Source organism: Motiliproteus sp. MSK22-1 (genome assembly GCF_001968815.1).
Lineage (GTDB): Bacteria > Pseudomonadota > Gammaproteobacteria > Pseudomonadales > Balneatricaceae > Motiliproteus.
The window spans coordinates 78,714-104,234 of record NZ_MIEQ01000046.1 but is presented as its reverse complement, the minus strand read 5'-3'; the positions used below and the strand labels follow the sequence as shown (position 1 = coordinate 104,234).

The following is a 25,521-nucleotide window of genomic DNA, read 5'->3' as shown; positions in this document are numbered from 1 at the left end:
TCAAGCCCCTTGGGCGAGTTGATAAACCTTACTGCTGCTGTTAAGACGCTGAGCTACGGTGCTTAAGTCATGATTGGCCTGTTCGGTCTGGCGCACCGCTACAACCAATTGAGCTGTTGCCGTATTTATCTGGTCCATGGCATCGTTTACCTGGTTGATTCCACTGGCTTCCTGTCGTACCGCCGCAACAATCTGTTGACTGGCCGTGGCGGTTTCACGGATAACACCGCTCAACTCCCGCATAACTTCTCCGTTGCGATTAACCAAATCCAGGCCTTCACTAGCACCTTTGCTACCCTCTTCCGTGGCCATCACAGCCCGATCCGTAGCGAGGCGAATGTCCTGCAGTATTTTCTGCACCTGGGTCGTTGACTGTTGAGATTGCTCTGCCAGCTCTTTGACCTCCATAGCGACCACTGCAAACCCCTTACCCGAATCACCAGCCTTGGCAGCCTCGATAGAAGCATTGAGTGCTAACATTTTCGACTGTTGTGCCAACCCCGCCACCACATCGGTAATTTCACCGATCTGTTGAGTTTGCTCTGAAAGTTCGAGAATCGTGGTAGCAATGTCATCCATGCGATCGCGTATGACTTCCATACCTTCGATTGCCTCTTTCACGGCAAGTTGACCCTGTTCGCCTTCCTTGCGAGTTTGCTCAGCCGATTTACCCAGCTGCTGCGCCTTCTCCAGCGTTTGCAGGGAAGTGGCCCTGATTTCTTCCAGCGTTGTACTGGTCTCACTCACGGCGGTGGCCTGTTCAGAGGCATTGGCAGCCTGAACCGTCGTGGTGGAGCTTACTTCTGCAAGAGTACTGACGATCTCCTGGCTGGCTTGGCGTACATTACCAGCGATCTCTCCCAGGCTGGAAATCATGGCATTAATATCGTGGCCGAGACGCCCCAGCGCGTCGTCGCGTTGTACCTTTACATGCTGAGAAAGATCACCTCTGGCTACCTTGGTCATCAGCGCCTGATATTCGGCTACAGTGCTGTTCAGTTGAGCAAGATCCTTTCGGCTTTGCTCTTCTTTTTCGGTAAGTACTTGTTCAGATTTCAAGATGGAGTTTTGCATGATACTCAGCGCTCTGAGAAGATCTCCTGTCTCGTCCGGAATATCCAATTTAATGACAACATCCCTGGATCCGGCAGATATTTTTTGTGCCAGAGAAACTGCTTCAATGAGCCCTCCCGCAATGGATGCTATGGAGTAGCGAGCAACCATAACCACCAACAGTGTGACAACAACAATCCCGATAAAAATAGTATTGGCGGCAATATCCTCTGACTGTGAAGAAGCCAGATTACGTTCAGACAGGCGTTGGCGCTCCTCATCACCAAATACCTTCACCGTCTTTCGCAGATCATTGGTTACCTTTTTACCCTTGTCAGTCAGTACTACCGCAGGCGCTTCTTCAACTTGATTACTGCTAAGTTGGGTTATGGTTTTCTGGAGAGTTTCAATTTTTTCATCAAGCAGTGTCCGCATGAGTGCTATCCGTTGCAGCTGCCGTGGATTGTCCTTTACCATGATTTCAAGATCGTCCAACACCCCATCACTCAATTCTATAACGGTATTGAACGGCTCAAGGAAACTGGCATTTCCGGTAAGAAGATATCCCCGTTGACCGGTGTCCAGATCTTTGGTTAAAGAATGAAACGATTCGAGCTTTGCCAGCACTTTATAAGTATGCGTTGACCAGTTCCGTGCTTCTTGCTGTTGTTGGCTGAGCCATTCCATAACCCCACCCAGTGCCAATAGTGCGATGATGGGAATAGAGAACCCCAGTATTAATCTATGCTTTATCTTCATAACATTTCCCTTTAATCCGACAATTGCTTTCAGCTTTTATATAGCGGAATATTAATTAAAAATCGCTAATACACAGGCCGCCTTCAGGTCATTATTAACCTTGAGATGGTCTGTCATTGACCATTAATTCTTCATCTGAAAGCAAAGCATCCAAATCAAGCATCGTTACGGTTCCCTTATAAATTCCTAAGACATAATTTAAATTGGTCGCGCGATCTGAAGATAATGCAGGTGACAGTGATGTTCGGTCATAGATTTCGTTGCCGGATACCGCATCGATTAAAAGACCGACTCTAAGTTGCTTATTCTGAACCACAGCAACCCTGCGTTCCTCTTTCTCTTCCTCACTGAACGTTTCAACCGGGAAAAAGTGCTTCAGGTCAAGCACAGTGAGCAGTTCTCCCTGATAATTAATGACTCCTGCAACAAAAGAGGGTGTGCCAGGGACCGCGATCAGGCCGGTGGCATAGATCAATTCATCCAACCAGCAGTATGGAATGCCATACCACTCAGATGCACCTAATCGACAGCGTAAATACTGTTCCTGCTCAGCCAGGTTTTCGCTCTGTTCCTCTTTCGCCAACAGCTGACTGCGCTGCTTTAACAACTGCTGTTGCTCTATGCCCTGAGGCATCAGCTTTGCTGCTTTAGGTATAGCCAGTTCTGCAATGTCCGTAACAACTTGCTTTAGCTCTGTCTCAGTATTTCTGCTGCCAGTCGGTTGAGCTTTCCCTGCATTTGGGGCTGTCTCCGTCTTCATGCTCACTGATCCTGTCTCATTGGATATATGCAGACCACTTATATACCGGTGTTCCCAAATATGCTCAGCTCCTGGCGTAACATCCGGGCAAAGTGCTGATAGGTTATTCCCTGAGTATATTCAAGGCACTTTCGTTGATCTCCCCGTTCTGCCAATAGCAAGGCCTGCTCAAGGCTTTTAATCCCTTTTTTGCTCTGGCCATTTGTAATCAACAACAATCCCAAACGGTAATGGGATTCTGGGTAGTAGCGATCAAGATAGAGTGCTTTACGAAACGATGCCTCAGCTTTTTCCAGCTGTCCTTTTTCCATCCGAACCAGCCCCTGGACCAGATAAATATGCTTGTCATTGGGATTCAGACCAATGCTTTCTCTACACACCCTTTCGGATTGCTCCAGTTGACCGAGATTGGCCAATGCCCGTGCTTTATATCCCAAAAGAGATGCGTTCTGATCTTTTCCTGCTTGAAACGTATCGACAGCGCTTACCAACTCCTGCCAACGACCTTTCTGGTATAAATTTAAAATGGTTATATTATTGGCAATAATTAAATTGTCTTCGATTCTCGCTGGAGCAGTGCTGAACGTTTTCTCTGCCAGGCGGAGATTGTTTTTTTGGGGGACACAATTTTGTGTGTCTTGGGGTAAAGCGCTAACCGAGTCTTGATTCTGCCCATCACTTTCTATATGGCTTTCTCTATCACCTTCTCCATCAACATCCGGCTGATAGCAGGAGTCTAATTGAAAGTCGATCAGCTGAATTCGGCTATCTGTCGAGAGGGCTTGTTTGTTCTTACGATAAAACAGTACATCGCCGGAACGAATCTGATTCAGTCCCGTGTCTTTCCATCTGACAGTGTCAACCGCACCTAACAGCAATTGTCCATCTGGCTTTAAACAATTGGCAAATTTACAAACAATCTCCTGCGACGTTTCTGGTGCCAGATAGATGAAAACGTTTCGACAAAGAATAAGATCTAAAGCGTTGGTTTTGCTGAGAATACTAGGAAAAACATCTTCAGCTAAATTTAAATAATGAAACTTAACCTGTTGACGGACATCATGGCGAAGCTCAAACAGTTCGTTGACAGGACAAAAATACTTAGCCCTTAATCGGTCAGACATCCCCCTCAGAGACCATTCTCTATATTGACCGCGTTGTGCACTTGTCAGTGCGGGGGCGTTAATGTCAGTCCCGAACAAATGTAAATCCCAGTCGTCGATATCAGGAAGCAATTCGCGTAGCAAAATGGCTATGCTATAAATTTCCTGGCCTGCTGAGCTACCTGCACTCCAAACCCGCAATGACAGATTCCCAGAGCGGCGTCGGCGATGAATAATGTCGGGGAAATATTCATACTGCAACCAATCGAATTGTTGACCATCACGAAAAAAATAGCTCTCACCGATGGTTATCGAAGCAATAAGGCTTTCCAATTCCGGGGATTTGTTATCACTGCTGTATAAGCTCTTAAGTAAATCGCAGCTACTGGAGTAACCCAACGTCAGACAGAGCTCCTGAAGTTTGCTACGCAATTTGCTCTGTTGATGATGTTGTATGAGTATACCGGTACGTTGCAGAATAAATTGATGCAGAAAACCTTCATCCTCAGGTGACAGCTCAGAAGTTGATTTCCGGGAACTCGCTTCGCTGCATATATTCATCTGCTGTCCCTTATGCTTGTTTCACCACATTCGGGAGATTTGGCTGGTGGTTCTACCTCATTAACCGATTCCGTTAAATTTATGCTCAGTACCTTCGCAGTATTAATGAGTAATGAAAGGCCTTGTGGGATCGATACAGTTGCACTCACTGATGGGCGGGAGTTGCTGAATTCATCAACCATCTGAATGTCTTTAAACTGAGGTTGAGCAACTTCCAGCACCTGATTGACGACCAATCCGCCCGTCAGGGTGCCTGCCCGACACAAAACAATAGGTGTTTCCGTGTCGTAGTGACAGACCTCTGTCAGCCCTAGCTTTAACGCCAAATCAATGATCGGAATACTAACTCCGTGAAAGCTTACGAACCCAACCAGATAGTCAGGCCCACCGGGTACCTCTTCAACTGAAACGAGAGGAAAAACCCGCGTAACGTCCGCAAGATCGATACAAATCCGAGTATCGGTGCCAACTACTACATGCAGTACCCATTTGGATATTTCGCTTTGCGAGATCGATACAGCATCCATTCCTGCGATCATCATGTTATATCCCAAGCCTCACGTGACCATCATCCTCTGATTTACTCAGGCAGGTTGCCATGGTTATCTCATCCGCCATTAACAACAGGCAGACGGTATCGGGATAAATTGATTTGCTGACTGTTTGATGTCTTTTCGAAAGCATCGTTGCACCTCCATTGCGATTCAGCAAAATCTAACCAAACTCAGCGAAACTGGACGTTCGAATCCGTTTAAATCATGCTTCGGTCACTACTGATAATAGACCCTTTCCCGAATGTTGCCATGACTAAACATTAGAGATCCTGCAAATAAACTTATTATGTCCTTATCACTCACTCTTGTTATTTTCCGTTGTCTCGGAATGGTCGATACTCGCTGATTATTTGAGTTCTCAGAAGGATATTAAGCAGACTGTTGATGAGATTTTTGGTTGATTTTTGTTCAGCCTGGTCCGCCAGAATTCTGTATTAGCAATCCCCTGTCAGTTTTTTCAACCTATTCAGGTAATTGGGCTTGATAGGCTATACTCGCAGTGTTGCATTAGAATACAATCCACACAGTAATACCGAGTCTAGCTTTGGCTGGTAAAAGACAACTTGTAACGGCTGGTTTTCCAAATAGCTAAATAAGGAACCTTGCAATGGCAACAAATCAAGTAAGCACGGATAAAGAATCTGATGACGTATTGCTGCAATGGGCGACGTTCCAGCTGGCAGAAGAGTATTACGGCATCAATGTCATGCAGGTTATGGAAGTGCTGAGGTTGACTGAAATAGCGCCGGTACCCGGCTCTGCCGAGTACATAATCGGTATCATTAATTTGCGTGGTAATGTTATTACCGTTGTTGATACCCGCACACTTTTTGGCTTACCAAAAACCGAAGCTTCGGATAATACACGGATTGTCGTTATCGAGCTTGATGATCAGGTGGTTGGGATGTTGGTTGATTCTGTTGCAGAAGTCATTTATCTGAATCAATCCTCAATTGAACGTGCCCCCAATGTAGGCACAGAAGAGAGCACCAAGTTTATACAGGGTGTAAGCTACCATAACGATGACTTGATTATTCTTCTCGATCTTAATCGTATCATCGATGAAAATAACGAATCTGATGACTTTGAAGAGCTTTAGCTCTCGCTGTGATTAACAACTGAGATTCCCTTTTAGCTCCAGAAAACAGCGGTATTCACGAATGCTATGATCTTCACCCATGGTGTAGAAAGTTTTACAGGGCTTAAGCCTTTTCAGTTCACTACTCTGGTACACAGAACTGCGGCAAAGCTCTGTTGCTCGTTTGTTCCAAAATTCTTCAATCAGACTCCAGGCTTCTTCTTCGTTTCCTGCAAAGCTTTTGCTGCCGGTATAGCTGAGTTGGTAGGTGGAATTGTCAATTCTCTGCTCCTGATAACCCACTCCTGCCCAGTCTTTACTCATATACTGAGCACTGCTGCAGGCAGAAAGGATCAGAGCGGCTCCTAAGGTTAGTATTATTTTCATTGCTATCGTTGACCTCTGAAATAGTTTATCGACTAAACAATGGTTTCTGACCAACAGAACGATTTGACCACTAGCGTATTTTTTTAAGTAAAAAATACCGGTTCGGAGCAACACCAGCAGGAAGCGGCAAGGCTTCACAGCCTGCTATATTGAACATCTGATCGCTCGCCACGATCGCCCCATTTTTCAGAAAAGGCTCCAATATTTCACTTAAGAAGCGAGCCATTGATCTGCTGCTTCCTTCCACTCCTGTTCCAACATCAGCGTGAACAAGAGCACATTGTCCAGCGAACCGCTCAGATACATCGACCAGTGTTTGTTGAAACTCCCCCAGAAAAAGATGATTGTCATCGGGTATACAGCTGGGATGAGCGGCAACATTTCGATCAAAGACAAAGATTTCCCGGTCTGGCAAAAGCTCTCGCAGGTGGTCAAAAGTACGCCCATTGCCCAGTCCCAGCTCAAACACCACGCCGTCGGTATTTGCAATTTCTCCGGCTGCAGCACCCAGGCACTTACGCTGAGCCTCCAAACGTCGGATTACGCTGTCCAATCGTGACATGCATTGACCTCTTTGGTCGTTTTGGTCGTCGGAGAAATCTCAAGGCGCCAATCGCCTGCGCTTCAATGTATTTTCAATCATTGCGACTTCTTTGTTTACCGCCCACATCGTTTGGGGTCCACATACCTTGCCGCTTATAGAGTGATGACCTTAGTAAAGCAGAATAGTTTTATTATTGTGTGAAAATACACGCAGTTACTTTATCGAGTAGCCAAATTGTCCTGGGGCGGCAGGTCAATGGCATGTTTAATGTCAAACTGAATTCAGCAGCAACGGAAAATAAGCGACGGGATGGTTTAAGCAGAGTTGATAATCGGTACAATGCTTTACAGCGTACTTGGATGGCATATCTGTGAATATAGAGGAACCTGAAGGTTGAAGAAAACATTGATTTCGAAAAACAATAGATATCAGTTGGCGTAGATGAGTTTGAGTGCAGCCGCCAGCAACAGGCTTCATGCCTGCCATGATTGTGACCTCTTGGTCAATTTGGCCGGCCTTTCTGTAAACAGCCGCGCCAAATGCCCTCGTTGCGGTGCCCTTTTAGCCCATAAAAAGTTCGATAGTATCAATCGGACATTAGCGTTAAGTTTAACGGCTTTGTTACTGTTTATTCCGGCAGCCACCCTTCCGGTCATGACTATAAAACTGCTGGGGCACGCCAATGCAAACACCATGCTGAACGGTGTCGTTCAGTTGCTAAACAGTGGTAGTTGGTGGATGGCCTTTATGGTCGCATTTTGTAGTTTAATCGTGCCTCTATTGTTGTTATTACTGCTATTTACCACCTGTCTGTTTTCACGCTTTTACCTGTTCCCCAAAATACAGATAGTGCTGCTTAAAAGTCATCATCATCTCAAACATTGGGGGATGCTTGATGTTTATATGCTTAGCTTGCTTGTCGCCATTATAAAAATGAAGGACCTTGGTGACCTGCAAATGGGTACCGGTCTTTATGCTTTTATTGTCTTGATGCTGCTTATGGTTTACGCACAACAACAGTTCGACAGTCATGAATGTTGGGATAGACTGGAGGGTCGGTCTGCATGAAAACAGCTATCAACGCTGGTTTGGCTCTTTGCCACTGTTGTCATAAGCTGCAACGATTAGTAAAAGCAAGCCCTGGTGAACGGGCTTGCTGCATACGTTGCGGCTCTGGTCTTCATGCCCGGTTACCTAACAGTATTATGCTTACCTGGGGCTATACCTTGGCAGGATTCATAATGATGATCCCTGCTAATTTCTATCCGATAATGACCGTTGTCTATTTGGGTCGTGGTGAACCTGACACGATAATGTCAGGAGTCATGCATTTGGCTCAAGCAGGCATGTACCCCATCGCCATTCTGGTTTTTGTGGCCAGTATTGCTGTTCCTCTAATCAAACTGCTTGGCCTTACATTGCTGTTATTGGCAGTCCAGAGACACTGGAAGCTCAGTGCCCGCCAATGCACGCTGATGTATCGAATTATTGAATTTATCGGTCGTTGGTCGATGCTTGATCTTTTTATGATATCGGTATTGGTAACATTGGTAGACCTTGGCTCCATCGCCACGATTACTGCGGGCCCTGGAGCAAGTGCTTTTGCTACGGTCGTCGTATTAACCATTCTCGCCGCTCTGAGTTTTGACCCTCGGCTGATTTGGGACCGGGAGGCCCCTCGCAATGATTGATCATCAGGATATTCCTGAAGCTGTTGTTACACCCAAAGAACGCTTGTCGATAATTTGGTTACTCCCTTTGGTTGCCGTCGCTATTGGTGCCTGGTTGTTCTACAAAAGCCAGGCTGAAGCCGATATTCCCGTACTTATTCATTTTCCAACCGGCCAGGGGCTGGTCGCGGGGAAAACAGAAGTCCGTTACCAGGGGATTCCTATTGGGTTGGTTGAAGAGTTTGAGTTGGATACCGATCTTGATGGTGTTGTTGCCAAAGTTTCCTTTGATCGTCGTGCCTCCAAAGCGTTAAAACAAGGAACAGTGTTCTGGCTGGTCAAACCTCAGGTCTCTCTTAAGGGTATATCCGGACTGGATACGCTTGTCTCGGGTGAATACATCAGCCTGAGACTTGGAGAAGGAGAACCCAGATTTCAATTTGATGCGCTGAGTGAGCCTCCTCCACTGGAGTCAGGAGATCCGGGATTAAATATCACTTTACGGGCAGACACGCTGGGTTCTATTCAATACGGATCACCCGTCCATTACCGCCAGTTGCAGGTGGGTGACGTCCAGGGCTATGAGCTTACGGATGACGGTAAGGAAGTCCTGCTAAAAGTGAATATCAAGGAAGAATACGCCCCGTTGGTGCGCGGCAACTCCCGCTTTTGGAATAACAGCGGGGTTCGTCTGAAAGGAAGCTTATCAGGTCTGTCGCTACAAACCGATTCCATAACGTCCCTTTTGATTGGTGGGATCAGTTTTGATACCCCCGGGAATGAAGACAAGGGCCCTCTTGTTACCAGCGGTCAAACACTCAAGTTATACGACAGCTTTGAAGCTGCTGATACAGGTGTATTGGTAAAAGTGGCTTTTGAAACGGCTAAAGGTCTGGAAGCAGGTGTTACACCGGTTATTTTCAAAGGTTTAAAGATAGGAACAGTCGTTAAGCTGAACTTTGAAAAAGAAATCAGCAAAGTTATCGCCGAAATACAGTTACCGCCGGAAGTTGAATCAAGGCTTAATAATAACACTCGATTTTGGCTGGTTAAGCCTCGTCTGGGCTTTTCGGGCATCAGCGGCCTGGAAACCCTGCTAAAAGGTAACTATATCCAGATAGAACCCCGTAAAGGTGAAGGTGGGCCTGTGTTTGAATTTGAAGCCCTTCCTAATCCACCGGTTTTGGGGCCGGGAGATCCAGGTCTGAATATCACCCTGTCCTCGGACACTCTCGGTTCACTGCAAGCGGGTTCGCCCGTTAACTATCGTCAACTTCAGGTTGGTGATGTACAGGGATATGAATTGAGTGAAGACGGCCAGCAGGTTCATGTTCATCTGAATATACGTGAAGAGTATGCCAACCTCGTTAAGCAAAACACCCGCTTTTGGAACAACAGTGGCTTAAGCCTTAAAGGAGGGTTATCCGGATTGTCATTAAAAACTGACTCTCTTTCCTCTCTATTAATTGGCGGAATCAACTTTGATATTGCCAATGGAGAACGGCCCGGACAAAACGCCACTAGCGGTAGCAAGTTCAAACTCTACAACAACTTTGAAGATGCAAACACTGGAGTATTAGTACGGGTGCGCTTTGAATCAGCCGAAGGGCTGAACGCTGGAGTGACTGCTGTTCGACTGCAAGGGCTGGATATCGGCAAGGTTACTCGACTGGAAATGGACGACAAACAGGAATCTGTTATAGCCACTGTCAAGTTACCGCGCCAAACCGCACGAAGACTGAGTGAAGACACGCGTTTCTGGATGGTTAAACCCGAGATTAGTTTATCTGGCATTTCTGGTCTGGAAACCCTGATTAAAGGGAATTACATCGAAATGGATCTGGGTAAGAAAGTGAAGACAGCCAGTGCCAAATCGGCCCAGAGGCTGTTTAGCGCACTTAAAGAGCCACCAAGGCTCGATTATTCTACCCCAGGACTACATCTGAGACTGTTTGCTCAGGAGGCCAAGGGGCTCTCTCGGGGCACTCCGGTCTATTACCGTCAAATACAGGTAGGAAGCATTCAATCCGTTAAATTGGTCGATAGCGGACAACAGGTTGCTATCGATGTTCATATCGCCCCCTCTTACAGCAGTCTGATTAATCATAATACCCGGTTCTGGAATACCAGTGGTTTGGCGGTTACGGCCGGACTCGGTGGTGTTAAGATTGAGTCGGCACCCCTCAAAGCAATGCTGGGTGGAGGCATTGCGTTTGACACTCCAGGAAAGCTGCAGAAATCATCAATCAAGAATGGAACTCAGTTCAGGCTCCACCCCGATCGTCAAAAGGCGATGGACGACGGACTCCAAATCAAGATCAGGTTCTCGAAAGCCAATGGTTTGGCCAAAAATGCTCCGATTCGATATCAGGGGTTTGATATTGGTCGAGTCCTGGGTTTAACACTGGAACCTGATTCTGATCAAATTCTGGTTTCTGCGTCTATTGATAAGGTCTACCAGTACCTGATCCGACAGAACAGTGACTTCTGGGTGGTTAAACCAAAACTGGGGCTGACTGCGACAGAAAACCTGGAAACATTGGTAACCGGTGGGTATATCCAGGTTCGTCCAGGGTCTGGGCCCACTGCTGTCAACTTCAGGGGGTTAGAGAAGGAGCCCTTCCTGGTTGATGGTGGGACCGGCAACGGCAACATTTTTATCTTACGAAGCGACAGACTTGGCTCCCTTAAAAAAGGCTCTCCTGTCTACTTCAGACAAATACCCGTTGGTGAGGTTACCGGCTTTCGTTTGTCAGATGACTCCAAGTACGTAAACATACATATCAGTATTGAATCTCGCTATGCGCCCATTGTCCGGGAGAATACAAAATTCTGGAATGTCAGCGGTATAGACCTGAATTTCAAACTATTTGGCGGTGCAAAAATAAACACCGAATCGGTGGAGAGCATTCTTGCAGGCGGAATTGCAATGGCAACCCCCGGCAATGGGGAAGAGAATACCACTGCCAGGGCAAAGCCAGGTACAACATTCAGTCTCTACGAGAAAGCAGAGCCGGAGTGGCGAAACTGGTCCCCTGCCATTGCATTACCTTCAAGATGAAGGGTATAAGCAATCAAAGTATAACGTTCCTGTAAGAGGTCAAATACTGGTCTTAATCATTTTCATTTCCCGGAATCGTTCAGCCAGGAAATCAATCAGCAAACGAACCGCGGGTGGGAGCCCGCGTTTTGTCGGGAATATTGCGTGTATGATTTCTTTGGGTGGTGACCAGTCCTCCAACAGCCGTACCAGCTCTCCTTGTTGAAGCTGCTTATATACCATGATCTCAGGGAGTTGCACGACACCAATACCCGCGATAGCCGCTTGCCTTAGCGTCAACATATCCGTGGTGATTAACTTGGGCTGATGATGTTGATTGGCAGCAGCGCCATTGGGGCCCAGCAATTTCCAGGAATACCCGTCGACGGGGCGCCCATTTGCTAAACTGGGCCAATTGGCCAGTTCGGCTGGCATTTTGGGTGCCCCTAGCTTCTCGACCAGTGTGGGGCTGGCAACCAAGTACTGTCTCGCATACCCCAGTGATCGCATAGCCAAGTCACTATCTTCCAAAGGCAGTGGTCGGACGCGAATAGAGACATCCAGCCCCTCGCCCACTACGTCAACCGGCCGGTTAATATCGACCAATTGAATTGTTACCTCTGGATACTGAACAGAAAAATCAACCAATATATTCCCAACCAGTGCCTGCAGCAAAGCGATGGGACAAGAAATGCGGACCGTTCCACAAGGGACAGCGTGTGTATCGTCCAGTACTGATTGAGCCGCTTCTGCCGCCTGCAACAGGTCTTTGCATCGTTCATAGTATGCCTGACCTAGTTCAGTCACCACAAAGCGTCGAGTCGTGCGCTGTATTAAACGCACCTCTTGGCGTTCTTCGAGTAAAGCAATGCGTCGGCTGAGTTTGGATTTGGGTATACCCAGAGCACGCCCCGCCTGGGTGAACCCTCCATGCTCCACCACTTGGACAAAATAATATAAATCGTTCAGATCTTGATGCATACCTATTGTTCTATAAGTAGGACTCTGACGGCAAATATAGACTCTAGTCAAAGAAAAGCCAACAAACTAAGCTCTTTTTTAGAACGATAAATCTTAGTTAACGGAGTATCGTATGAAAAAAATTGTTGGCGTTTACAGTGCTCCAAGAACCCATTGGGTGGGTAACGGTTTTCCGGTTCGCTCCCTGTTTTCCTATAACACTCAGGGTCAGTCGCTCAGCCCATTCTTGTTGCTGGATCGTGCAGGCCCAGCGGAATTTGATATTTCGAATGAACGCCGGGGAGTCGGTCAGCACCCACACCGAGGATTTGAAACCGTCACCCTTGTTTACAAGGGCGAGGTAGCCCATCGGGATTCCACTGATGAAGGCGGCGTCATTGGTCCGGGTGATGTCCAGTGGATGACGGCCGCTTCGGGAATTTTACATGAAGAATACCACTCAGAGGCTTTTGGGCGTGAAGGCGGAACCCTCGATATGGTCCAGCTATGGGTCAACCTACCTGCTAAAGACAAAATGTCGCCACCGGGCTATCAAGCTATACAAAGTAAGGACATTCCTACCGTGTCATTAATGGATAACGCGGGAACAGCGCGCGTCATAGCGGGAGAGTATGAAGGCCATAAAGGTCCGGCTAAGACCTTTACACCGATGACAGTACTCGATCTTCAGCTAACACCGGGTGTCACGGTTGATATTCCGGTACCGGAGGGTTGGAGTACTGCGGTGATCGTTTTGCACGGCTCAATTCAAGTCAATAGCGATACCACGGCTCGTGAAGCCGATCTGGTGGTACTTAGCCAATCACAGCGTGATTTATCTGTAATGGCAAATGGCGATGCTTCCGTGTTGCTGTTAAGTGGGGAGCCCATTGACGAGCCTGTGGTCGGTTATGGCCCTTTTGTAATGAATAGCGAGGAAGAAATTGCCGTGGCGGTGGAGGATTTTAACAGTGGCCGGTTTGGCAACATTGATTAATTTGATTTTTGCAGGCTCTGGCTTTTGAGCATGCACTACATCTGATGCCAAAAACGGCGTCATCAATCTTGAGGAGAAAGAAAATGAGCAAGCCTTATGTTCGCTTAGATAAAAATGATGCGGCAGTTTTGTTAGTAGATCACCAAGCAGGATTGTTGTCGCTTGTACGAGATATCGAACCTGACAAGTTCAAAAACAACGTATTGGCTGTTGGAGATTTGGCGAAGTATTTTAACTTGCCAACCATACTGACGACCAGTTTTGAGACCGGCCCTAATGGCCCATTGGTGCCTGAGCTAAAAGAACTGTTCCCAGAAGCTCCTTACATTGCGAGACCGGGCCAGATTAATGCGTGGGACAACGAAGAGTTTGTTGATGCGGTTAAAGCAACAGGCAAAAAACAGCTCATCATCGCTGGGGTTGTCACTGAAGTTTGCGTGGCATTCCCCGCGTTATCAGCCCTGGAAGAAGGTTTCGATGTTTTCGTGGTCACCGATGCTTCTGGAACGTTTAATCAAGTGACTCGTCACTCCGCATGGGATCGCATGTCACAAGCAGGCGCGCAGTTAATGACATGGTTTGGATTGGCCTGTGAGTTGCATCGAGACTGGCGTAATGATGTGGAAGGTTTAGGGGCTCTTTTCTCTAATCATATTCCAGATTATAGAAATCTCATTACCAGCTACACAGCGTTAACTGAGAACAAATAGGGGCTCTTTTAATCAACCTAAAAAGGCTGGCTCAATCGCTGTAGCTGCCATTTACAGATACATTACCCAGCTCTTCAGCCAAGTTAAGCAAACCTGCTTTGTGTTTAATGATGAGCTGGTTGTATGAATCATGAGAGCTACCTTTTTTGATTTTAGGTTCGCGCACCTTTATCAAAACGGGTAACTCTCTCTTTTTTAAAAAGAAGTGTCAGATCAGATTGGGACTAATACCGATCATTTTATAGAATCAACCCCATCTGGGAATGTATTTCTCACAGTCAGGACTTTTTATAAAACCTTCATCTTCTTCTATATTTGTTAAATAAACATAGTCGATGAGCCATACATCATCGGTCTCTTTATAGGTGACTAATAGTGACACTTTCCCAAAGTACACTATCCCTATCTTTCAAGTAGCCTACATGCTTAGTCTATCCACCGATATGCACAGCTACCTTCCTGCGATGATTTCCGTACCTGTGTTCCCAACAAAATATCCCCTGCCAGGTGCCCAGTACAAGTCGGCCGTTTATGATCGGAATGCTAAGGCTTGTGGCTGTTAATGCCGCTTTGATGTGGGCAGGCATATCATCGGAGCCTTCGCAGGTGTGGGTGTATAGAGGATCATCTTCTTTAACTAATCGTGAAAGCCAGTGTTCCAGGTCTTTACGGGCCGAAGGGTCTGCGTTTTCCTGGATAGTCATGCTCGCACTTGTATGACACATAAACAGTGTACAGAGCCCCTCAGAAACTCCAGAATGAGAAACAACTTTGCGAACCTGTTCCGTAAATTCAAACAAGCCCTGTCCTCGGGTCACAACTTCAAACTGCTCCACCATTGTCTTCAGGTCCATGCCAAATTATGTTTCCAAAGGAGTATCATCAAGCACAAAAAAGGAACCTGCGCTCTCAACACCCAGACAGAGCTTACCATTAACTTTACGCGATTCAGATAACTCAGCCAGCTCATAGAAAACAGCCCGGGATATCAGGCCATCGAGTCGATCCCTGACCCTGACGTAAGGGGCTGGTTCTCCGCTGACCGGATCATTGATGACCCATAATGGATGGTCCTCATCAACCCGTAGCTGATCACCTGTGTTGGTTTCCATTATCAGGCACTGACGCCCATCCTGGTTCACCACATCCAGACTGACGATAACGAAAGGTGCATCCTCGACCTGAATTCGCACTTTCTCAACCGGTGTAACAAGATAATAGTCATCCTCATCCTTACGAAGGATTGTGGAAAAGAGTCTTACCATAGCCAATCGAGTAAAAATTGATCCTTTGTAAAACCAATCCCCATTTCGGGCAATACGAATATCAATATCGCCACTAAAGTCGGGATTCCACAGATGTACCGGTGGCAGGCCTTTCTTTCCCATTTGTTTCGCATGATCCAACAGTGCTTGCGTACGTGGGTCAGGTTGTATTTCTTCAGCCATGATATCTACTCCTAAAAACCTCTTTGCCATTCGGGACGAAGATGCGCTCCCTGAGGGTCTGTAATTGCGGCTCTGACTTGATTGAGTAGCTGCTGCTTATCTCGTCCCAGAACGCCTTTTAGCACCAGTGAATTGGAGGCGTGGTCACTTCGGAAAATCGTCTTTTCAAGATCCAGCTCTTCCAATAACCATTCCATCTCCTGAAATAGATCTGACTGTTCAAGTGGCTTGAACTCACCAGCAAACCCCTCCTGAAAACGCTGTTGCCCCTTGTAGAAAGTAACGACCAGCGTAGCCAGATATTCAGGTTGTGTGGCATTAGCCAGTCTGGCTGAGTTAATAGCGTGCTGGCGGCTGTATTGCTGCCCGCCAAGGCCATTGAGTATCATCACCGAACGTTTTATGCCTGCTTGTTTCAGACGATTGAGTGATGTCATTGTACTGTCGAACGTCTCTCCCTTGCTGACCAGCTCAAGTACGTTGTCATCACCGGATTCAGCACCGACATACAATAAGGTTAAGCCGGCTTGTTTAAGGGACAGTAATTCCTGGTCGGATTTGTTATTCAGGTTTCGAGGAAGGCAGTATGCAGAAACACGACTGACTTCAGGAAAATACTGCTGAATTGCCTGCAAAATAGTCAGCAGCCGCCGGGCAGACAAGACCATGGCATCACCATCCGCCAGGAATATACGCTTGATGCCGGAGGCTCGTTCAGAGAGGTTTTTTATTTCTTCAAGCAGTTCATCCTCAGGCTTTGGTCTGAATTTCTTTTGAGGATCTGTGTACATCTCACAGAACGTGCAGCGATTCCAGCTGCAGCCGTTGGTGACCTGCAGAATTAACGAACGAGCCTCGCTGGGTGGGCGGTAGACAGGTTCAATATAGTTCAAGGGTGGGTATTGCACGTTGTGACTCCCTTTGTTTACCCATAGGATCACTTAAGCTCAGGAGCGTATCTAAGAATAGCCCGTCACAATAAAATATAGACTTGCCAATCAAGTTATCCGATTACAATCCATTCAAGCACGATTAAACAAACGGAAAAAATTGGATGTTGTTGCTTCTACCACTTCTTCGTACGCCAGTCCTTTGATCTCTGCAACTCGCTCGGCCACTTGCTTCACGAACTTTGGTTCATTGGATTGCCCGCGATAAGGCGCAGGTGTTAAATATGGAGCATCAGTTTCGACCAGTATGCGCTCCAGAGGGACCTGTTTCACCACTTCTCGCAAAGGAGCGGCGTTGCGAAAGGTTATTATCCCGGAAAATGATATCCAATAGTTGAGATCAATCGCTTGCCTGGCCATCTCCCAGTCTTCGGTAAAGCAATGAAGCACACCGCCCGTCTCGACATCTCCCGATTGGCGAATCAGTGCCAAAGTATCTTCTTTTGCATTACGAGTATGAACGATAACTGGCAAGCCGCTTTGGCCGGCTACACGCAGATGAATCTCAAAACTTCTTTTTTGCTGTTCTATTGTTTCTGGCTGGTAGTAATAGTCCAGCCCTGTCTCTCCTATCGCTACCACACGGTCATTATTTATCGCATCCAGCAATTGCTGCTCAGTAATGGTGGCTATTTCATCGCTTATAGGGTGTACACCCACAGAAGCAAGAACGTCTTTTTTGGACTGAACCAGCTCTAACATCTGAGGAAGGCGAGCCATATCGGTGGATACACAGAGGATCTTTCCGACCCCCTGCTCTCGTGCAGCCTTAAGAGACAGGTTCAAATCACCATCGTAAGCATCCAGTTTCAGTCGATCAAGGTGGCAGTGGGAGTCAATAAGCATAGAATTCTTAAAATAGGGAATAGAAAATAAGGAGCAGTGGAAAACAATGAGACGTGCTTAAGTACTCACCTCGTTATCGGTGTGCTGTTAAGCCCATCAACATGAGAATTGCCTAAGCATATTACATCGATTACATGGTGTGAGTAAGGCGACCAGTACCTAAGGCTCCTGCAAGATAGGTCTCGATTTTGCCTGTAACAGTGTTGTCATCCGCACTTAGCTGTATGCCTATTCCGGTCTGGTTTCCCCCCTGGGCTCCTCTGGGAGTGACCCAGACAACTTTGCCGGTGACCGGTATTTTGTCGGGCTCATCCATTAAATCCAACAGCATAAATACTTCTTCACCCATCTGATAACTGCGCTGAGTTGTTACGAATAACCCGCCATTTTTAATAAAGGGCATGTAACTACGGTAAAGCTCGTCTTTTGACTTAATAGTCAAAGAGAGTATTCCGTGGCTGGCCCTTGGACTTGCTGACATTAAAAGATCCTGAGTTTCATCTGATAGCTGATGCGACTAATGATTACACATTTTCTAACGAAAAAACTAACGAGCGCTAAGAAAACACAGCTTCTAGCTGTCAAAAAGCCCGACCCAACCAACCAGCAAATCCTCGTACATCAACTGCTGATTAGGGTTGGTTTTACTGATAACCTGTAAACGATATTCCTGTATTTTGTCAATGAAAGCAAATAACTTCTCTTCCTGCACCCTGAATGAAGCCTTTGTGATCAGTTTCTCGGCATCTTTATTGACAACTTTATCGACGGATTCGCTCATCTTATAGCGGATAAAATCTGAAATCAGACTGCTCAGCCACTCCAATAGAGAATCCGGTTTCTCCTTTTGCCACTGTTGGGCTACCTCAGTTACAGACAATCGCCTTGAGGCGGCTCCTTTCAACCCCGCCAGAACTGCGCTACGGCGTTCCAAGCCCTGATCATTCAAGAAATCCAGTGCTGACAACGGAGAACCGTTACATATGCTCAATAATAGGTCAATATTGTCGTTATCGCTTTTTTGTTGCAGCCATTGTATTGATTCAGCTTTTTTGGGCTGGCTAAAGTTTATGGCCTGGCAGCGACTTCTAATAGTCGCCATTAAACGGCCACTTGAATGACTGACCAACATGAACAACGTGTTCTTCCCTGGTTCTTCAAGGACTTTCAGCACTGCGTTACCCGCATTGATATTCATTTCTTCCGGGGGGCAGATAATGACGATGCGATACCCTCCCTGTTGAGGCGAACTGGCTACAAATCGAGTCAGCTCACGAATTTGATCTATCTTTATCGGTTTCCCCGGCTCATCAGGAACAATTTCCACCATATCAGGATGAGTACCCTGCTGAGTCAGCAGGCAGGCTTTGCACTTCTCGCAGGCTACTTGAGATAACTGGTTTTCTGCCCCTTGTTCTCCCTCAGGCGAAGCCGGATTGGAACACAACATATAGCGACCAAAGGCTCTGGCAAAGTGCAACTTTCCAATGCCCTTAACACCGCTGAAAAGCAGTGCATGGGGCAACCGGTTCCGTTGTTGCAATAAACGAAGGTTATGCCAATTGTCCTGTTGCCAGCTAAAGTAAGTTTGAGTGGGTTCAGAGCTCATTAGTTACCTTTGAATTTGTTCGAACCATAGATCCAATGCCTGTTGAATTTGTTGCTGGACTTCAACGAGAGGCTGCTCTGCATCAATGACTCTAAAACGGGAGGGTTCCTGTTCTGCTCTTAGCAAATATGTGCGTCGAACTCTTTCAAAAAAATCGAGCTGCTCCTGCTCAAAACGGTCAAGCGCCCCTCGTCCTTTAGCCCTGTCAATTCCGACCTCCACCGGCACATCAAGCAGTAGCGTTAAATCAGGTTTAGTGGATGCGACCACCAGTTTTTCCAGATTGGCTATCTTTTCAGACGAAAGACTTCGTCCCCCTCCCTGATAGGCATAAGTAGCGTCGGTAAATCGATCACTGAGTACCCAGGTTCCTTCGGATAAGGCTGGGCGAATCACTTGTTGCAGATGCTGCGCTCTGGCGGCGAACATAAGTAACAACTCGCAGTCTTCACTGACCGGCTCTTCTCTGTGGGTGAGTAGCAGGTTTCGCAGCTCTTCAGCGAGAGGTGTTCCGCCAGGCTCTCGAGTCAAAATGAATGCGATGTTTCGGGATTTAAGGTAATTCTGAACAAATTGCAGATTAGTTGTTTTGCCGACCCCTTCACTCCCTTCAACCGAAATAAACTTTCCGGGGAAAGCATTGGGAGCATTTTCAGTTTTTTCTGGTGCTGACATCAGGAATCTCTCTTTTCAACAGAGGCTGGGAGATCGGTATTGCTCGAAGAGGCTGATTTGGGAACCGAGCGATAGTTTTTACGTCGTTGGTTTTTCTGAAAGTTGTTTACTGCACGGTTATGTTCTGCGAGCGTGCTGGAAAACTGATGCCGACCATCTCCCTTTGCTACGAAGTAGAGCGCCTTTCCCGGCGCCGGGTTTAGAACAGCATGTATGGCTTCACGGCCAGGGTTTGCGATGGGAGTCGGAGTCAGGCCTTTGATTTTGTATGTATTATAAGCCGTATACTTGTTCAGGTCTGAACGTCTGATATTTCCCTTGTAAGCATCTCCCATTCCGTAAATAACCGTGGGGTCAGTCTGTAAACGCATCTTTTTCTTTAAACGCCGAATAAACACACCTGCAATCTGTGCCCTCTCTTCAGGGGCCGCGGTTTCTTTTTCTACAATGGAGGCAAGAATTAATGCCTCATAAGGAGTTTTTAACGGAAGGTTTTCTTGTCGGTTAGCCCACTCCTCCTGAAGTACATGCTTCATGGTGTTGTGAGCTCTGTTCAGAATATCGATGTCTCTGGTGTTTTTGGTATAGCTATAGGTATCCGGATAGATCCATCCTTCGAGATGCGCTGGAGTAATTCCCAGCTCCAGGGCAATGTCTTCCGTGCTTTTACCTTCAAGTGTTTTGATAATGATGGGATCAGCGGCCAGTCGAGCCAGGTAGTCGCGGGACCTGAGACCTTCAACAAAGGTTATCTGGCGCTGAACTACTTTTCCGTCAACAAACAGCTGTAGTAATTCTCTATGGCTCATTTGGGGCTTAAGCTGGTACTCACCGGTTTTTATCTGCTGCAACTCTTTCTGCATGCGGGAGAACAATCTCAGTTTAAGCCCGTCATCGATAACCCCAAGTTTTTCAAGTTCTGAGACCATCCCTCGTACAGAAGTCCCCGGACGTAACTCATAAAGAGTGTCTTCTGTCAGACTGATTGGTGTATCACCAAACGACTCGATATGTTGTTTTCCAAAGACCCCGGCAATGGCGACACCCATTACTACAACGACGGTCAACAAAAACAATTTTCGAATCATTTCAACTCCTTACGATTGCTTTCTAATGTATTAAATTCAGACAAGCTCAATGTTTCTGCTTGTTGTAGCCACAGCCCCATAGTACTGATCAATTGATGCGGTTTATAGATACGATCAGCAAACTGACGTACAGGCCAAACGCCTATGAGGCTATTCGTAACGCATAGAGCCTGCGCTGATAGCAGGTCATCTACACTAAGGCTCTTAACCAAAACGGTTAGATTCTCTTGCTGAGCTCTTTCTATTAAAAGATCCCTGATGATTCCCGATACCCCACAATCTGTCAGTTCGGGAGTAACAAGACCCTTATCAGTAAGGGCAAAAATATTACTCATAGTTCCTTCGATGACCCGGTCGGAATAATCGCAGAGAACCCCTTCTGCATATTCATCCTGCCATTCAGATCGAGCCAGCACCTGCTCAAGTCGGTTGAGGTGCTTTATGCCTGCAATCCGTGGGTTTATGGATAAACGAGTCTGACAAAGAAACAGCTTAATTCCTCTCTGGTAATGTTCTTGCGGAAACTCCGGCAATGCAGAGGCAATCAGTATTCGCTGCGCTGTCAAATCCTGGCTGGGTCTATATCCACGCCCACCAGTACCACGGGTAACAATCAGCTTAATTACTGCATCTGAGTTTTCAAGCTTCTCGCAGAGTGTGCTGATTTCGGATTCTAACTGATGCTGCTGTTCGCTACCGAATGGAATACCCAAACAGCTGCATCCTCGCAGCAAGCGGGCCTTGTGGAGCGGCCACAATAAGGGTCTGCCCTGGGTAACCTTAACTGTTTCGAAGAGGCCGTCACCGTAAGCAAGTCCACGGTCAAAAGCGCTTAAAGCACCTTGCCACTGGCCATTAATGAGGGTTATGGGAAATTGCATAGTTAGAAGTCTGCCGGACTTCGCCGACCATAAAAGTCAGTTGTAAGCCGGACAGGCTTCCAGCGAACTGGAAGCCCCTTAAAGATCCAGAATACAGCAGTGATACTATGACAACTTGCTGAAAACCAGCGAGCCGTTAGTACCACCGAAGCCAAAGGAGTTACTGATAGTTGCATCAATCTGGATTTCTTGAGCCTGATGAGCAACATAGTCGAGATCACATCCTTCAGAAGGATTGTCCAGGTTAATTGTAGGTGGTGCTACTTGGTCGCGAATGGCTAATACAGAGAAGATTGCTTCTACTGCACCTGCCGCACCCAGAAGGTGACCTATCATCGACTTGGTAGAACTCATCCGGACATTGCTGGCAGCATCACCTAACACCCGCTTCGCAGCATTAGACTCTGCTATATCGCCTGCTGGGGTTGATGTCCCATGAGCGTTGATATAGTGGATCTGATCCGGGTTTAAGCCAGAATCTTTAATGGCATTAAACATGGACGCAGCGGCTCCACTTCCATCCTCAGGGGGAGAAGTCATGTGGTAAGCATCACCACTCATCCCAAAACCGGATAACTCTGCATAGATTCGAGCCCCCCGCTTTTTCGCGGACTCGTACTCTTCAAGAACCATGACCCCGGCTCCATCACTGAGCACAAAACCGTCTCTATCTTTATCCCATGGGCGACTGGCAGCCTGCGGGTTGTCGTTCCGTGTAGATAAAGCGCGAGCAGCGGAGAAACCACCTAATCCCAAAGGAGTGGTTGCCATTTCAGCACCACCGGCCAGCATCACATCTGCATCACCGTAAGCGATCATGCGAGCAGCTGAACCTATGTTATGGGTACCCGTCGTACAGGCGGTAGTAATCGCGATGTTCGGTCCTTTCATCCCGTAACGGATAGAGAGGTTTCCGGCGATCATGTTTATAATACTACCCGGTACAAAGAATGGTGAAATCCTTCGTGGACCGCTATTGTTGACGACATCGTGGTTCTTTTCGATCATCGGTAAACCGCCAATACCCGAACCGATAGCAACACCAATTCGAGAAGCATTTTCTTCCGATACTTCCAAACCAGCATCTTCTATAGCTTGAATACCAGCAGCCATGCCGTACTGGATAAAATAATCCATCTTGCGAGCGTCTTTAACGCTCATGTACTGACTGACATCAAAATTTCTAACCGACCCACCAAAGCGGGTGTTGTAAACAGAGGTATCAAAATGCTCGATAGGAGTGATACCACTCTTGCCGTTTACGATGCCATCCCACGTCTCTTTGACCGTGTTACCCAAAGGGGTAAGCATACCCAGACCGGTAACAACAACTCTTCTCCGAGACATAGCCGTCCTCCAATAAACGATGAAACAAAAGCCAAACGAAAAAACAAAAGAAAAGCCGCTCTATACAGGATAGCAGCGGCTTCTCGTAAGCTTATTCTAAGCGAGACTACTGATTCGCTTCGATGTACCCGATGGCCAGCTTAACAGTAGTAATTTTTTCAGCTTCTTCATCAGGAATTTCAGTCTCGAATTCCTCCTCTAAAGCCATTACCAGCTCTACAGTGTCCAGAGAATCTGCGCCCAGGTCTTCTACAAAAGAGGCCTCGCTCGTCACTTCCTCTTCTTTGACGCCCAATTGTTCTGCAACAATCTTCTTTACGCGCTCTTCAATAGTACTCATAGTTCTTCCTACTTGTTGTGAACGATTTTTCCAAAGATGTCTTTCCTAGTTGACAAACATCTTCAGGGATATCTGTTTCGCCGTCCGCCACTTGAATCAGTATGTGGCTGGATGAAGGGGACATTATCAACAAATTCGCAAAAAAAACAATTCCCCTTCATCATTTAAGACATATACATGCCACCATTTACGTGGATTGTGTCTCCAGTTACATATGCACCGGCATCACTGGCTAGAAAACCAACAACTGCAGCAACCTCTTTTGGGTCCCCCAGGCGATTCATCGGAATCTGTGCACGAAGTTTATCTTTGTGCTCATCGGCCAATCCGCTAGTCATATCCGTATCAATAAATCCAGGAGCAACGGAGTTAACAGTAATATTGCGAGATCCTACCTCTCGGGCCAGGGCACGACTAAATCCTTCTATCCCGGCTTTGGCCGCGGCGTAGTTAGATTGCCCTGCATTCCCCATAGAAGCAACAACGGAGCTGACATTAATGATACGCCCCCAGCGAGCCTTGGTCATCCCTCTTAAGCAGCCTTTTGCAACCCGATAAATGGAACTCAGGTTAGTGTTCAGTACGGAATCCCATTCATCGTCCTTCATCCGCATCAGGAGATTGTCCCGGGTGATACCCGCGTTGTTAACGACAATGGTGACTACGCCAAAATCGTTCTGAATGGACTTCAGTACCTCATCTACTGATTCCTGAGAGGCAACATCCAGAACGACGCCAGCGCCTTTGATACCCGCTTCTGCAAGACTCTGGGTGATCGTAGCGGCGCCTTTTTCGCTAGTGGCAGTTCCAACGACGACAACACCTTGACGGCCAAGCTCTTCAGCAATAGCCTTACCGATACCTCGGGTTGCACCTGTTACCAGAGCAACTTTACCTTCGATACTCATTAAAAAAACCCTTCTTCAAAAATCCTGTGTCGCCACGTTCTTTTTCAACGTCTGTTTCCAGTGGCTAATCAGACAATGCCTTTTCCATTCCGGCAGTATCATTAATAGCTCCAACGGTCAGGCTACGTTGAATTCGCTTGTTTAGCCCGGACAATACTTTGCCTGGACCGCATTCAATAATATTTTCAACGCCCTGTTCAACCATCTGGTTAACGCTCGCAGTCCATAGAACCGGATTATACAACTGGGACAACAGGTTTTGCTTCAATTGATCAAGATCGGCTGGGACTGTTGCCGTTACATTCTGGATGACCGGTATTTCAGGACTGCTGAGAGTCAAGGTATCCAGCATCTGCGCGAGTTTTTCTGCCGCCGGCTTCATTAGCGCACAATGTGAAGGGACACTAACCGGCAAAGGCATGGCGCGCTTTGCTCCCATCTCCTTACAGGTTTCAATTGCACGCTCTACCGCAGCAGCCTGACCTGCAATAACGACCTGCCCTGGCGAGTTGTAATTGACAGCAGACACCACATCCCCCTGAGATGCCTGAGCACAGGCTTGCTCAATCTTTTCATCATCCAGACCAAGAATTGCAGCCATTGCCCCCTGCCCGGCTGGAACAGCCTCCTGCATAAATTCGCCACGAGCCTTGACCAGTCTAACGCCATCTTCAAGAGTGATAACACCGGCACAGACCAGCGCTGTATATTCTCCCAGACTGTGGCCAGCCAAAACCGTTGGTTTGGCACCACCGAGATGATTCCAAAGGCGCCATAAGGCCACGCCAGCGGTAAGCAACGCAGGTTGTGTTTTATCGGTACTGTTGAGTTCTTCAATTGGGCCATTCTGTATTAAAGCCCATAAATCATAACCAAGAGCCTTTGATGCAGACTCAAAGGTTTCTTTGACGATGGGATGCTCTTCTCCCAACTCAGATAACATTCCAATTTGTTGTGAACCTTGCCCAGGAAAAACAAACGCAAGAGTCTGATTCATGCCGTCCTCATAAACTGAAATAGATATAATCAAAATTCGCTGCAATTGAGACAACTTTCGAGCCGGACTGACCGTCTGTATTGATCCGCGATTCTTTTCGAAAATTGACTCTTGCCTCAAACCCAGTATTGCTCATAAACATCTGAGGATCCAATACTACCTGAATTAGATAGCCAGACCAGAAAGATGTCTATTTTATTACCTGTTAACTTCGCCTTGTGACCTTGGTAACCGTCCTCGGTCATAATGCTCCCCG

General features: G+C 47.0%; 27 protein-coding genes. 6 read left to right on the top strand and 21 right to left on the bottom strand.

What is annotated here, in order from left to right:
• The 5 genes from BGP75_RS13865 to BGP75_RS27060 form a co-directional block, all read right to left on the bottom strand.
• On the bottom strand, window positions 1–1,812 hold the full coding sequence (locus BGP75_RS13865; protein ID WP_076719424.1) for a methyl-accepting chemotaxis protein: 1,812 nt from the start codon (window positions 1,810–1,812) through the stop codon (window positions 1–3).
• Window positions 1,813–1,906: 94 nt separating this feature from the next.
• The gene (locus tag BGP75_RS13860) at window positions 1,907–2,572 is read right to left on the bottom strand and encodes a chemotaxis protein CheW (RefSeq protein WP_076719423.1); all 666 of its coding nucleotides are present in this window, start codon (window positions 2,570–2,572) and stop codon (window positions 1,907–1,909) included.
• Between the two features lie 38 nt (window positions 2,573–2,610).
• Window positions 2,611–4,236, bottom strand: coding sequence for a CheR family methyltransferase (locus BGP75_RS13855; RefSeq protein ID WP_076719422.1), 1,626 nt, complete (start codon window positions 4,234–4,236; stop codon window positions 2,611–2,613).
• Entirely contained in the window at window positions 4,233–4,778 is a 546-nt protein-coding gene (locus tag BGP75_RS13850) for a chemotaxis protein CheW (RefSeq protein WP_076719421.1), read from the bottom strand. Before BGP75_RS13850 ends, BGP75_RS13855 begins: the two co-directional genes overlap by 4 nt.
• Window position 4,779: 1 nt before the next feature.
• A complete protein-coding gene (locus BGP75_RS27060) occupies window positions 4,780–4,920 on the bottom strand; it encodes a hypothetical protein (protein WP_158070114.1) in 141 nt (46 codons plus the stop codon).
• A 477-nt stretch (window positions 4,921–5,397) separates the two neighbouring features.
• Between BGP75_RS27060 and BGP75_RS13845 the strand changes: the two genes are divergently transcribed.
• Entirely contained in the window at window positions 5,398–5,889 is a 492-nt protein-coding gene (locus BGP75_RS13845; protein WP_076719420.1) for a chemotaxis protein CheW, read from the top strand.
• Window positions 5,890–5,901: 12 nt separating this feature from the next.
• Here the strand turns inward: BGP75_RS13845 and BGP75_RS13840 are convergent, their stop codons facing one another.
• Window positions 5,902–6,255, bottom strand: coding sequence for a hypothetical protein (locus BGP75_RS13840; protein ID WP_076719419.1), 354 nt, complete (start codon window positions 6,253–6,255; stop codon window positions 5,902–5,904).
• 70 nt (window positions 6,256–6,325) lie between these two features.
• A complete protein-coding gene (locus tag BGP75_RS13835) occupies window positions 6,326–6,817 on the bottom strand; it encodes a class I SAM-dependent methyltransferase (RefSeq protein WP_076719418.1) in 492 nt (163 codons plus the stop codon).
• A gap of 423 nt (window positions 6,818–7,240) precedes the next feature.
• On the opposite strand from BGP75_RS13835, the gene BGP75_RS13830 reads away from it, so the two are divergent.
• From BGP75_RS13830 to BGP75_RS13820, 3 genes are read left to right on the top strand one after another with little or no spacing between them, the layout of a single operon-like run.
• Window positions 7,241–7,867, top strand: a complete 627-nt coding sequence (locus BGP75_RS13830; protein ID WP_076719417.1) for a paraquat-inducible protein A — start codon at window positions 7,241–7,243, stop codon at window positions 7,865–7,867.
• Window positions 7,864–8,490: a paraquat-inducible protein A gene (locus tag BGP75_RS13825; protein ID WP_076719416.1), complete on the top strand. Its 627-nt coding sequence runs from the start codon at window positions 7,864–7,866 to the stop codon at window positions 8,488–8,490. Before BGP75_RS13830 ends, BGP75_RS13825 begins: the two co-directional genes overlap by 4 nt.
• Window positions 8,483–11,530 (top strand): intermembrane transport protein PqiB, encoded by a 3,048-nt coding sequence (locus BGP75_RS13820; protein ID WP_076719415.1) that lies wholly within the window; start codon window positions 8,483–8,485, stop codon window positions 11,528–11,530. The genes BGP75_RS13825 and BGP75_RS13820 overlap by 8 nt, the downstream gene beginning before the upstream one ends.
• Before the next feature lie 39 nt (window positions 11,531–11,569).
• Here the strand turns inward: BGP75_RS13820 and BGP75_RS13815 are convergent, their stop codons facing one another.
• A complete protein-coding gene (locus tag BGP75_RS13815; protein WP_076719414.1) occupies window positions 11,570–12,490 on the bottom strand; it encodes a LysR family transcriptional regulator in 921 nt (306 codons plus the stop codon).
• Between the two features lie 112 nt (window positions 12,491–12,602).
• Here BGP75_RS13815 and BGP75_RS13810 point away from each other — a divergent pair, with 112 nt between their 5' ends.
• Window positions 12,603–13,466, top strand: coding sequence for a pirin family protein (locus tag BGP75_RS13810; protein WP_076719413.1), 864 nt, complete (start codon window positions 12,603–12,605; stop codon window positions 13,464–13,466).
• 83 nt (window positions 13,467–13,549) lie between these two features.
• Complete coding sequence (ycaC, locus tag BGP75_RS13805; RefSeq protein ID WP_076719412.1) at window positions 13,550–14,176, top strand: isochorismate family cysteine hydrolase YcaC; 627 nt, start codon at window positions 13,550–13,552, stop codon at window positions 14,174–14,176.
• Window positions 14,177–14,607: 431 nt separating this feature from the next.
• Here ycaC and BGP75_RS13800 read toward each other — a convergent pair whose 3' ends face one another.
• The 13 genes from BGP75_RS13800 to fabD all read right to left on the bottom strand — a co-directional run bounded on the left by BGP75_RS13800 (window position 14,608) and on the right by fabD (window position 25,265).
• Window positions 14,608–15,030, bottom strand: a complete 423-nt coding sequence (locus BGP75_RS13800; RefSeq protein ID WP_233152924.1) for a secondary thiamine-phosphate synthase enzyme YjbQ — start codon at window positions 15,028–15,030, stop codon at window positions 14,608–14,610.
• A 6-nt stretch (window positions 15,031–15,036) separates the two neighbouring features.
• Window positions 15,037–15,564 carry a DUF1285 domain-containing protein gene (locus tag BGP75_RS13795; RefSeq protein ID WP_076719604.1) on the bottom strand — a complete coding sequence of 176 codons (528 nt, stop codon included), beginning with the start codon at window positions 15,562–15,564 and terminating at the stop codon, window positions 15,037–15,039.
• Window positions 15,565–15,635: 71 nt separating this feature from the next.
• On the bottom strand, window positions 15,636–16,532 hold the full coding sequence (locus tag BGP75_RS13790) for a radical SAM protein (RefSeq protein ID WP_083704817.1): 897 nt from the start codon (window positions 16,530–16,532) through the stop codon (window positions 15,636–15,638).
• Window positions 16,533–16,646: 114 nt separating this feature from the next.
• Complete coding sequence (locus BGP75_RS13785) at window positions 16,647–17,420, bottom strand: TatD family hydrolase (RefSeq protein ID WP_076719411.1); 774 nt, start codon at window positions 17,418–17,420, stop codon at window positions 16,647–16,649.
• Window positions 17,421–17,550: 130 nt separating this feature from the next.
• The gene (locus BGP75_RS13780) at window positions 17,551–17,901 is read right to left on the bottom strand and encodes a PilZ domain-containing protein (RefSeq protein WP_076719410.1); all 351 of its coding nucleotides are present in this window, start codon (window positions 17,899–17,901) and stop codon (window positions 17,551–17,553) included.
• 93 nt (window positions 17,902–17,994) lie between these two features.
• A complete protein-coding gene (locus BGP75_RS13775) occupies window positions 17,995–19,029 on the bottom strand; it encodes a DNA polymerase III subunit delta' (RefSeq protein ID WP_076719409.1) in 1,035 nt (344 codons plus the stop codon).
• Window positions 19,030–19,032: 3 nt separating this feature from the next.
• Window positions 19,033–19,704 (bottom strand): dTMP kinase, encoded by a 672-nt coding sequence (tmk, locus tag BGP75_RS13770; protein WP_076719408.1) that lies wholly within the window; start codon window positions 19,702–19,704, stop codon window positions 19,033–19,035.
• The gene (gene mltG / locus BGP75_RS13765) at window positions 19,704–20,792 is read right to left on the bottom strand and encodes an endolytic transglycosylase MltG (RefSeq protein WP_076719407.1); all 1,089 of its coding nucleotides are present in this window, start codon (window positions 20,790–20,792) and stop codon (window positions 19,704–19,706) included. Before mltG ends, tmk begins: the two co-directional genes overlap by 1 nt.
• On the bottom strand, window positions 20,789–21,673 hold the full coding sequence (gene pabC / locus BGP75_RS13760; RefSeq protein WP_076719406.1) for an aminodeoxychorismate lyase: 885 nt from the start codon (window positions 21,671–21,673) through the stop codon (window positions 20,789–20,791). The genes mltG and pabC overlap by 4 nt, the downstream gene beginning before the upstream one ends.
• A 105-nt stretch (window positions 21,674–21,778) precedes the next feature.
• Window positions 21,779–23,020 (bottom strand): beta-ketoacyl-ACP synthase II, encoded by a 1,242-nt coding sequence (gene fabF, locus BGP75_RS13755; protein ID WP_076719405.1) that lies wholly within the window; start codon window positions 23,018–23,020, stop codon window positions 21,779–21,781.
• A gap of 106 nt (window positions 23,021–23,126) precedes the next feature.
• Window positions 23,127–23,360: an acyl carrier protein gene (gene acpP, locus BGP75_RS13750; protein WP_076719404.1), complete on the bottom strand. Its 234-nt coding sequence runs from the start codon at window positions 23,358–23,360 to the stop codon at window positions 23,127–23,129.
• Window positions 23,361–23,524: 164 nt separating this feature from the next.
• Window positions 23,525–24,268, bottom strand: coding sequence for a 3-oxoacyl-ACP reductase FabG (fabG, locus tag BGP75_RS13745; RefSeq protein WP_076719403.1), 744 nt, complete (start codon window positions 24,266–24,268; stop codon window positions 23,525–23,527).
• Between the two features lie 64 nt (window positions 24,269–24,332).
• Entirely contained in the window at window positions 24,333–25,265 is a 933-nt protein-coding gene (fabD, locus tag BGP75_RS13740) for an ACP S-malonyltransferase (protein ID WP_076719602.1), read from the bottom strand.
• Between the last annotated feature and the right edge of the window lie 256 nt (window positions 25,266–25,521).

Coding starts and splice junctions, on each gene's coding strand:
- BGP75_RS13865 (WP_076719424.1), bottom strand. CDS start 1,812: ATGAAGATAAAGCATAGATTAATACTGGGGTTCTCTATTCCCATCATC.
- BGP75_RS13860 (WP_076719423.1), bottom strand. CDS start 2,572: ATGAAGACGGAGACAGCCCCAAATGCAGGGAAAGCTCAACCGACTGGC.
- BGP75_RS13855 (WP_076719422.1), bottom strand. CDS start 4,236: ATGAATATATGCAGCGAAGCGAGTTCCCGGAAATCAACTTCTGAGCTG.
- BGP75_RS13850 (WP_076719421.1), bottom strand. CDS start 4,778: ATGATGATCGCAGGAATGGATGCTGTATCGATCTCGCAAAGCGAAATA.
- BGP75_RS27060 (WP_158070114.1), bottom strand. CDS start 4,920: ATGCTTTCGAAAAGACATCAAACAGTCAGCAAATCAATTTATCCCGAT.
- BGP75_RS13845 (WP_076719420.1), top strand. CDS start 5,398: ATGGCAACAAATCAAGTAAGCACGGATAAAGAATCTGATGACGTATTG.
- BGP75_RS13840 (WP_076719419.1), bottom strand. CDS start 6,255: ATGAAAATAATACTAACCTTAGGAGCCGCTCTGATCCTTTCTGCCTGC.
- BGP75_RS13835 (WP_076719418.1), bottom strand. CDS start 6,817: ATGTCACGATTGGACAGCGTAATCCGACGTTTGGAGGCTCAGCGTAAG.
- BGP75_RS13830 (WP_076719417.1), top strand. CDS start 7,241: ATGAGTTTGAGTGCAGCCGCCAGCAACAGGCTTCATGCCTGCCATGAT.
- BGP75_RS13825 (WP_076719416.1), top strand. CDS start 7,864: ATGAAAACAGCTATCAACGCTGGTTTGGCTCTTTGCCACTGTTGTCAT.
- BGP75_RS13820 (WP_076719415.1), top strand. CDS start 8,483: ATGATTGATCATCAGGATATTCCTGAAGCTGTTGTTACACCCAAAGAA.
- BGP75_RS13815 (WP_076719414.1), bottom strand. CDS start 12,490: ATGCATCAAGATCTGAACGATTTATATTATTTTGTCCAAGTGGTGGAG.
- BGP75_RS13810 (WP_076719413.1), top strand. CDS start 12,603: ATGAAAAAAATTGTTGGCGTTTACAGTGCTCCAAGAACCCATTGGGTG.
- ycaC (WP_076719412.1), top strand. CDS start 13,550: ATGAGCAAGCCTTATGTTCGCTTAGATAAAAATGATGCGGCAGTTTTG.
- BGP75_RS13800 (WP_233152924.1), bottom strand. CDS start 15,030: ATGGACCTGAAGACAATGGTGGAGCAGTTTGAAGTTGTGACCCGAGGA.
- BGP75_RS13795 (WP_076719604.1), bottom strand. CDS start 15,564: ATGGGAAAGAAAGGCCTGCCACCGGTACATCTGTGGAATCCCGACTTT.
- BGP75_RS13785 (WP_076719411.1), bottom strand. CDS start 17,420: ATGCTTATTGACTCCCACTGCCACCTTGATCGACTGAAACTGGATGCT.
- BGP75_RS13780 (WP_076719410.1), bottom strand. CDS start 17,901: ATGTCAGCAAGTCCAAGGGCCAGCCACGGAATACTCTCTTTGACTATT.
- BGP75_RS13775 (WP_076719409.1), bottom strand. CDS start 19,029: ATGAGCTCTGAACCCACTCAAACTTACTTTAGCTGGCAACAGGACAAT.
- tmk (WP_076719408.1), bottom strand. CDS start 19,704: ATGTCAGCACCAGAAAAAACTGAAAATGCTCCCAATGCTTTCCCCGGA.
- mltG (WP_076719407.1), bottom strand. CDS start 20,792: ATGATTCGAAAATTGTTTTTGTTGACCGTCGTTGTAGTAATGGGTGTC.
- pabC (WP_076719406.1), bottom strand. CDS start 21,673: ATGCAATTTCCCATAACCCTCATTAATGGCCAGTGGCAAGGTGCTTTA.
- fabF (WP_076719405.1), bottom strand. CDS start 23,020: ATGTCTCGGAGAAGAGTTGTTGTTACCGGTCTGGGTATGCTTACCCCT.
- acpP (WP_076719404.1), bottom strand. CDS start 23,360: ATGAGTACTATTGAAGAGCGCGTAAAGAAGATTGTTGCAGAACAATTG.
- fabG (WP_076719403.1), bottom strand. CDS start 24,268: ATGAGTATCGAAGGTAAAGTTGCTCTGGTAACAGGTGCAACCCGAGGT.
- fabD (WP_076719602.1), bottom strand. CDS start 25,265: ATGAATCAGACTCTTGCGTTTGTTTTTCCTGGGCAAGGTTCACAACAA.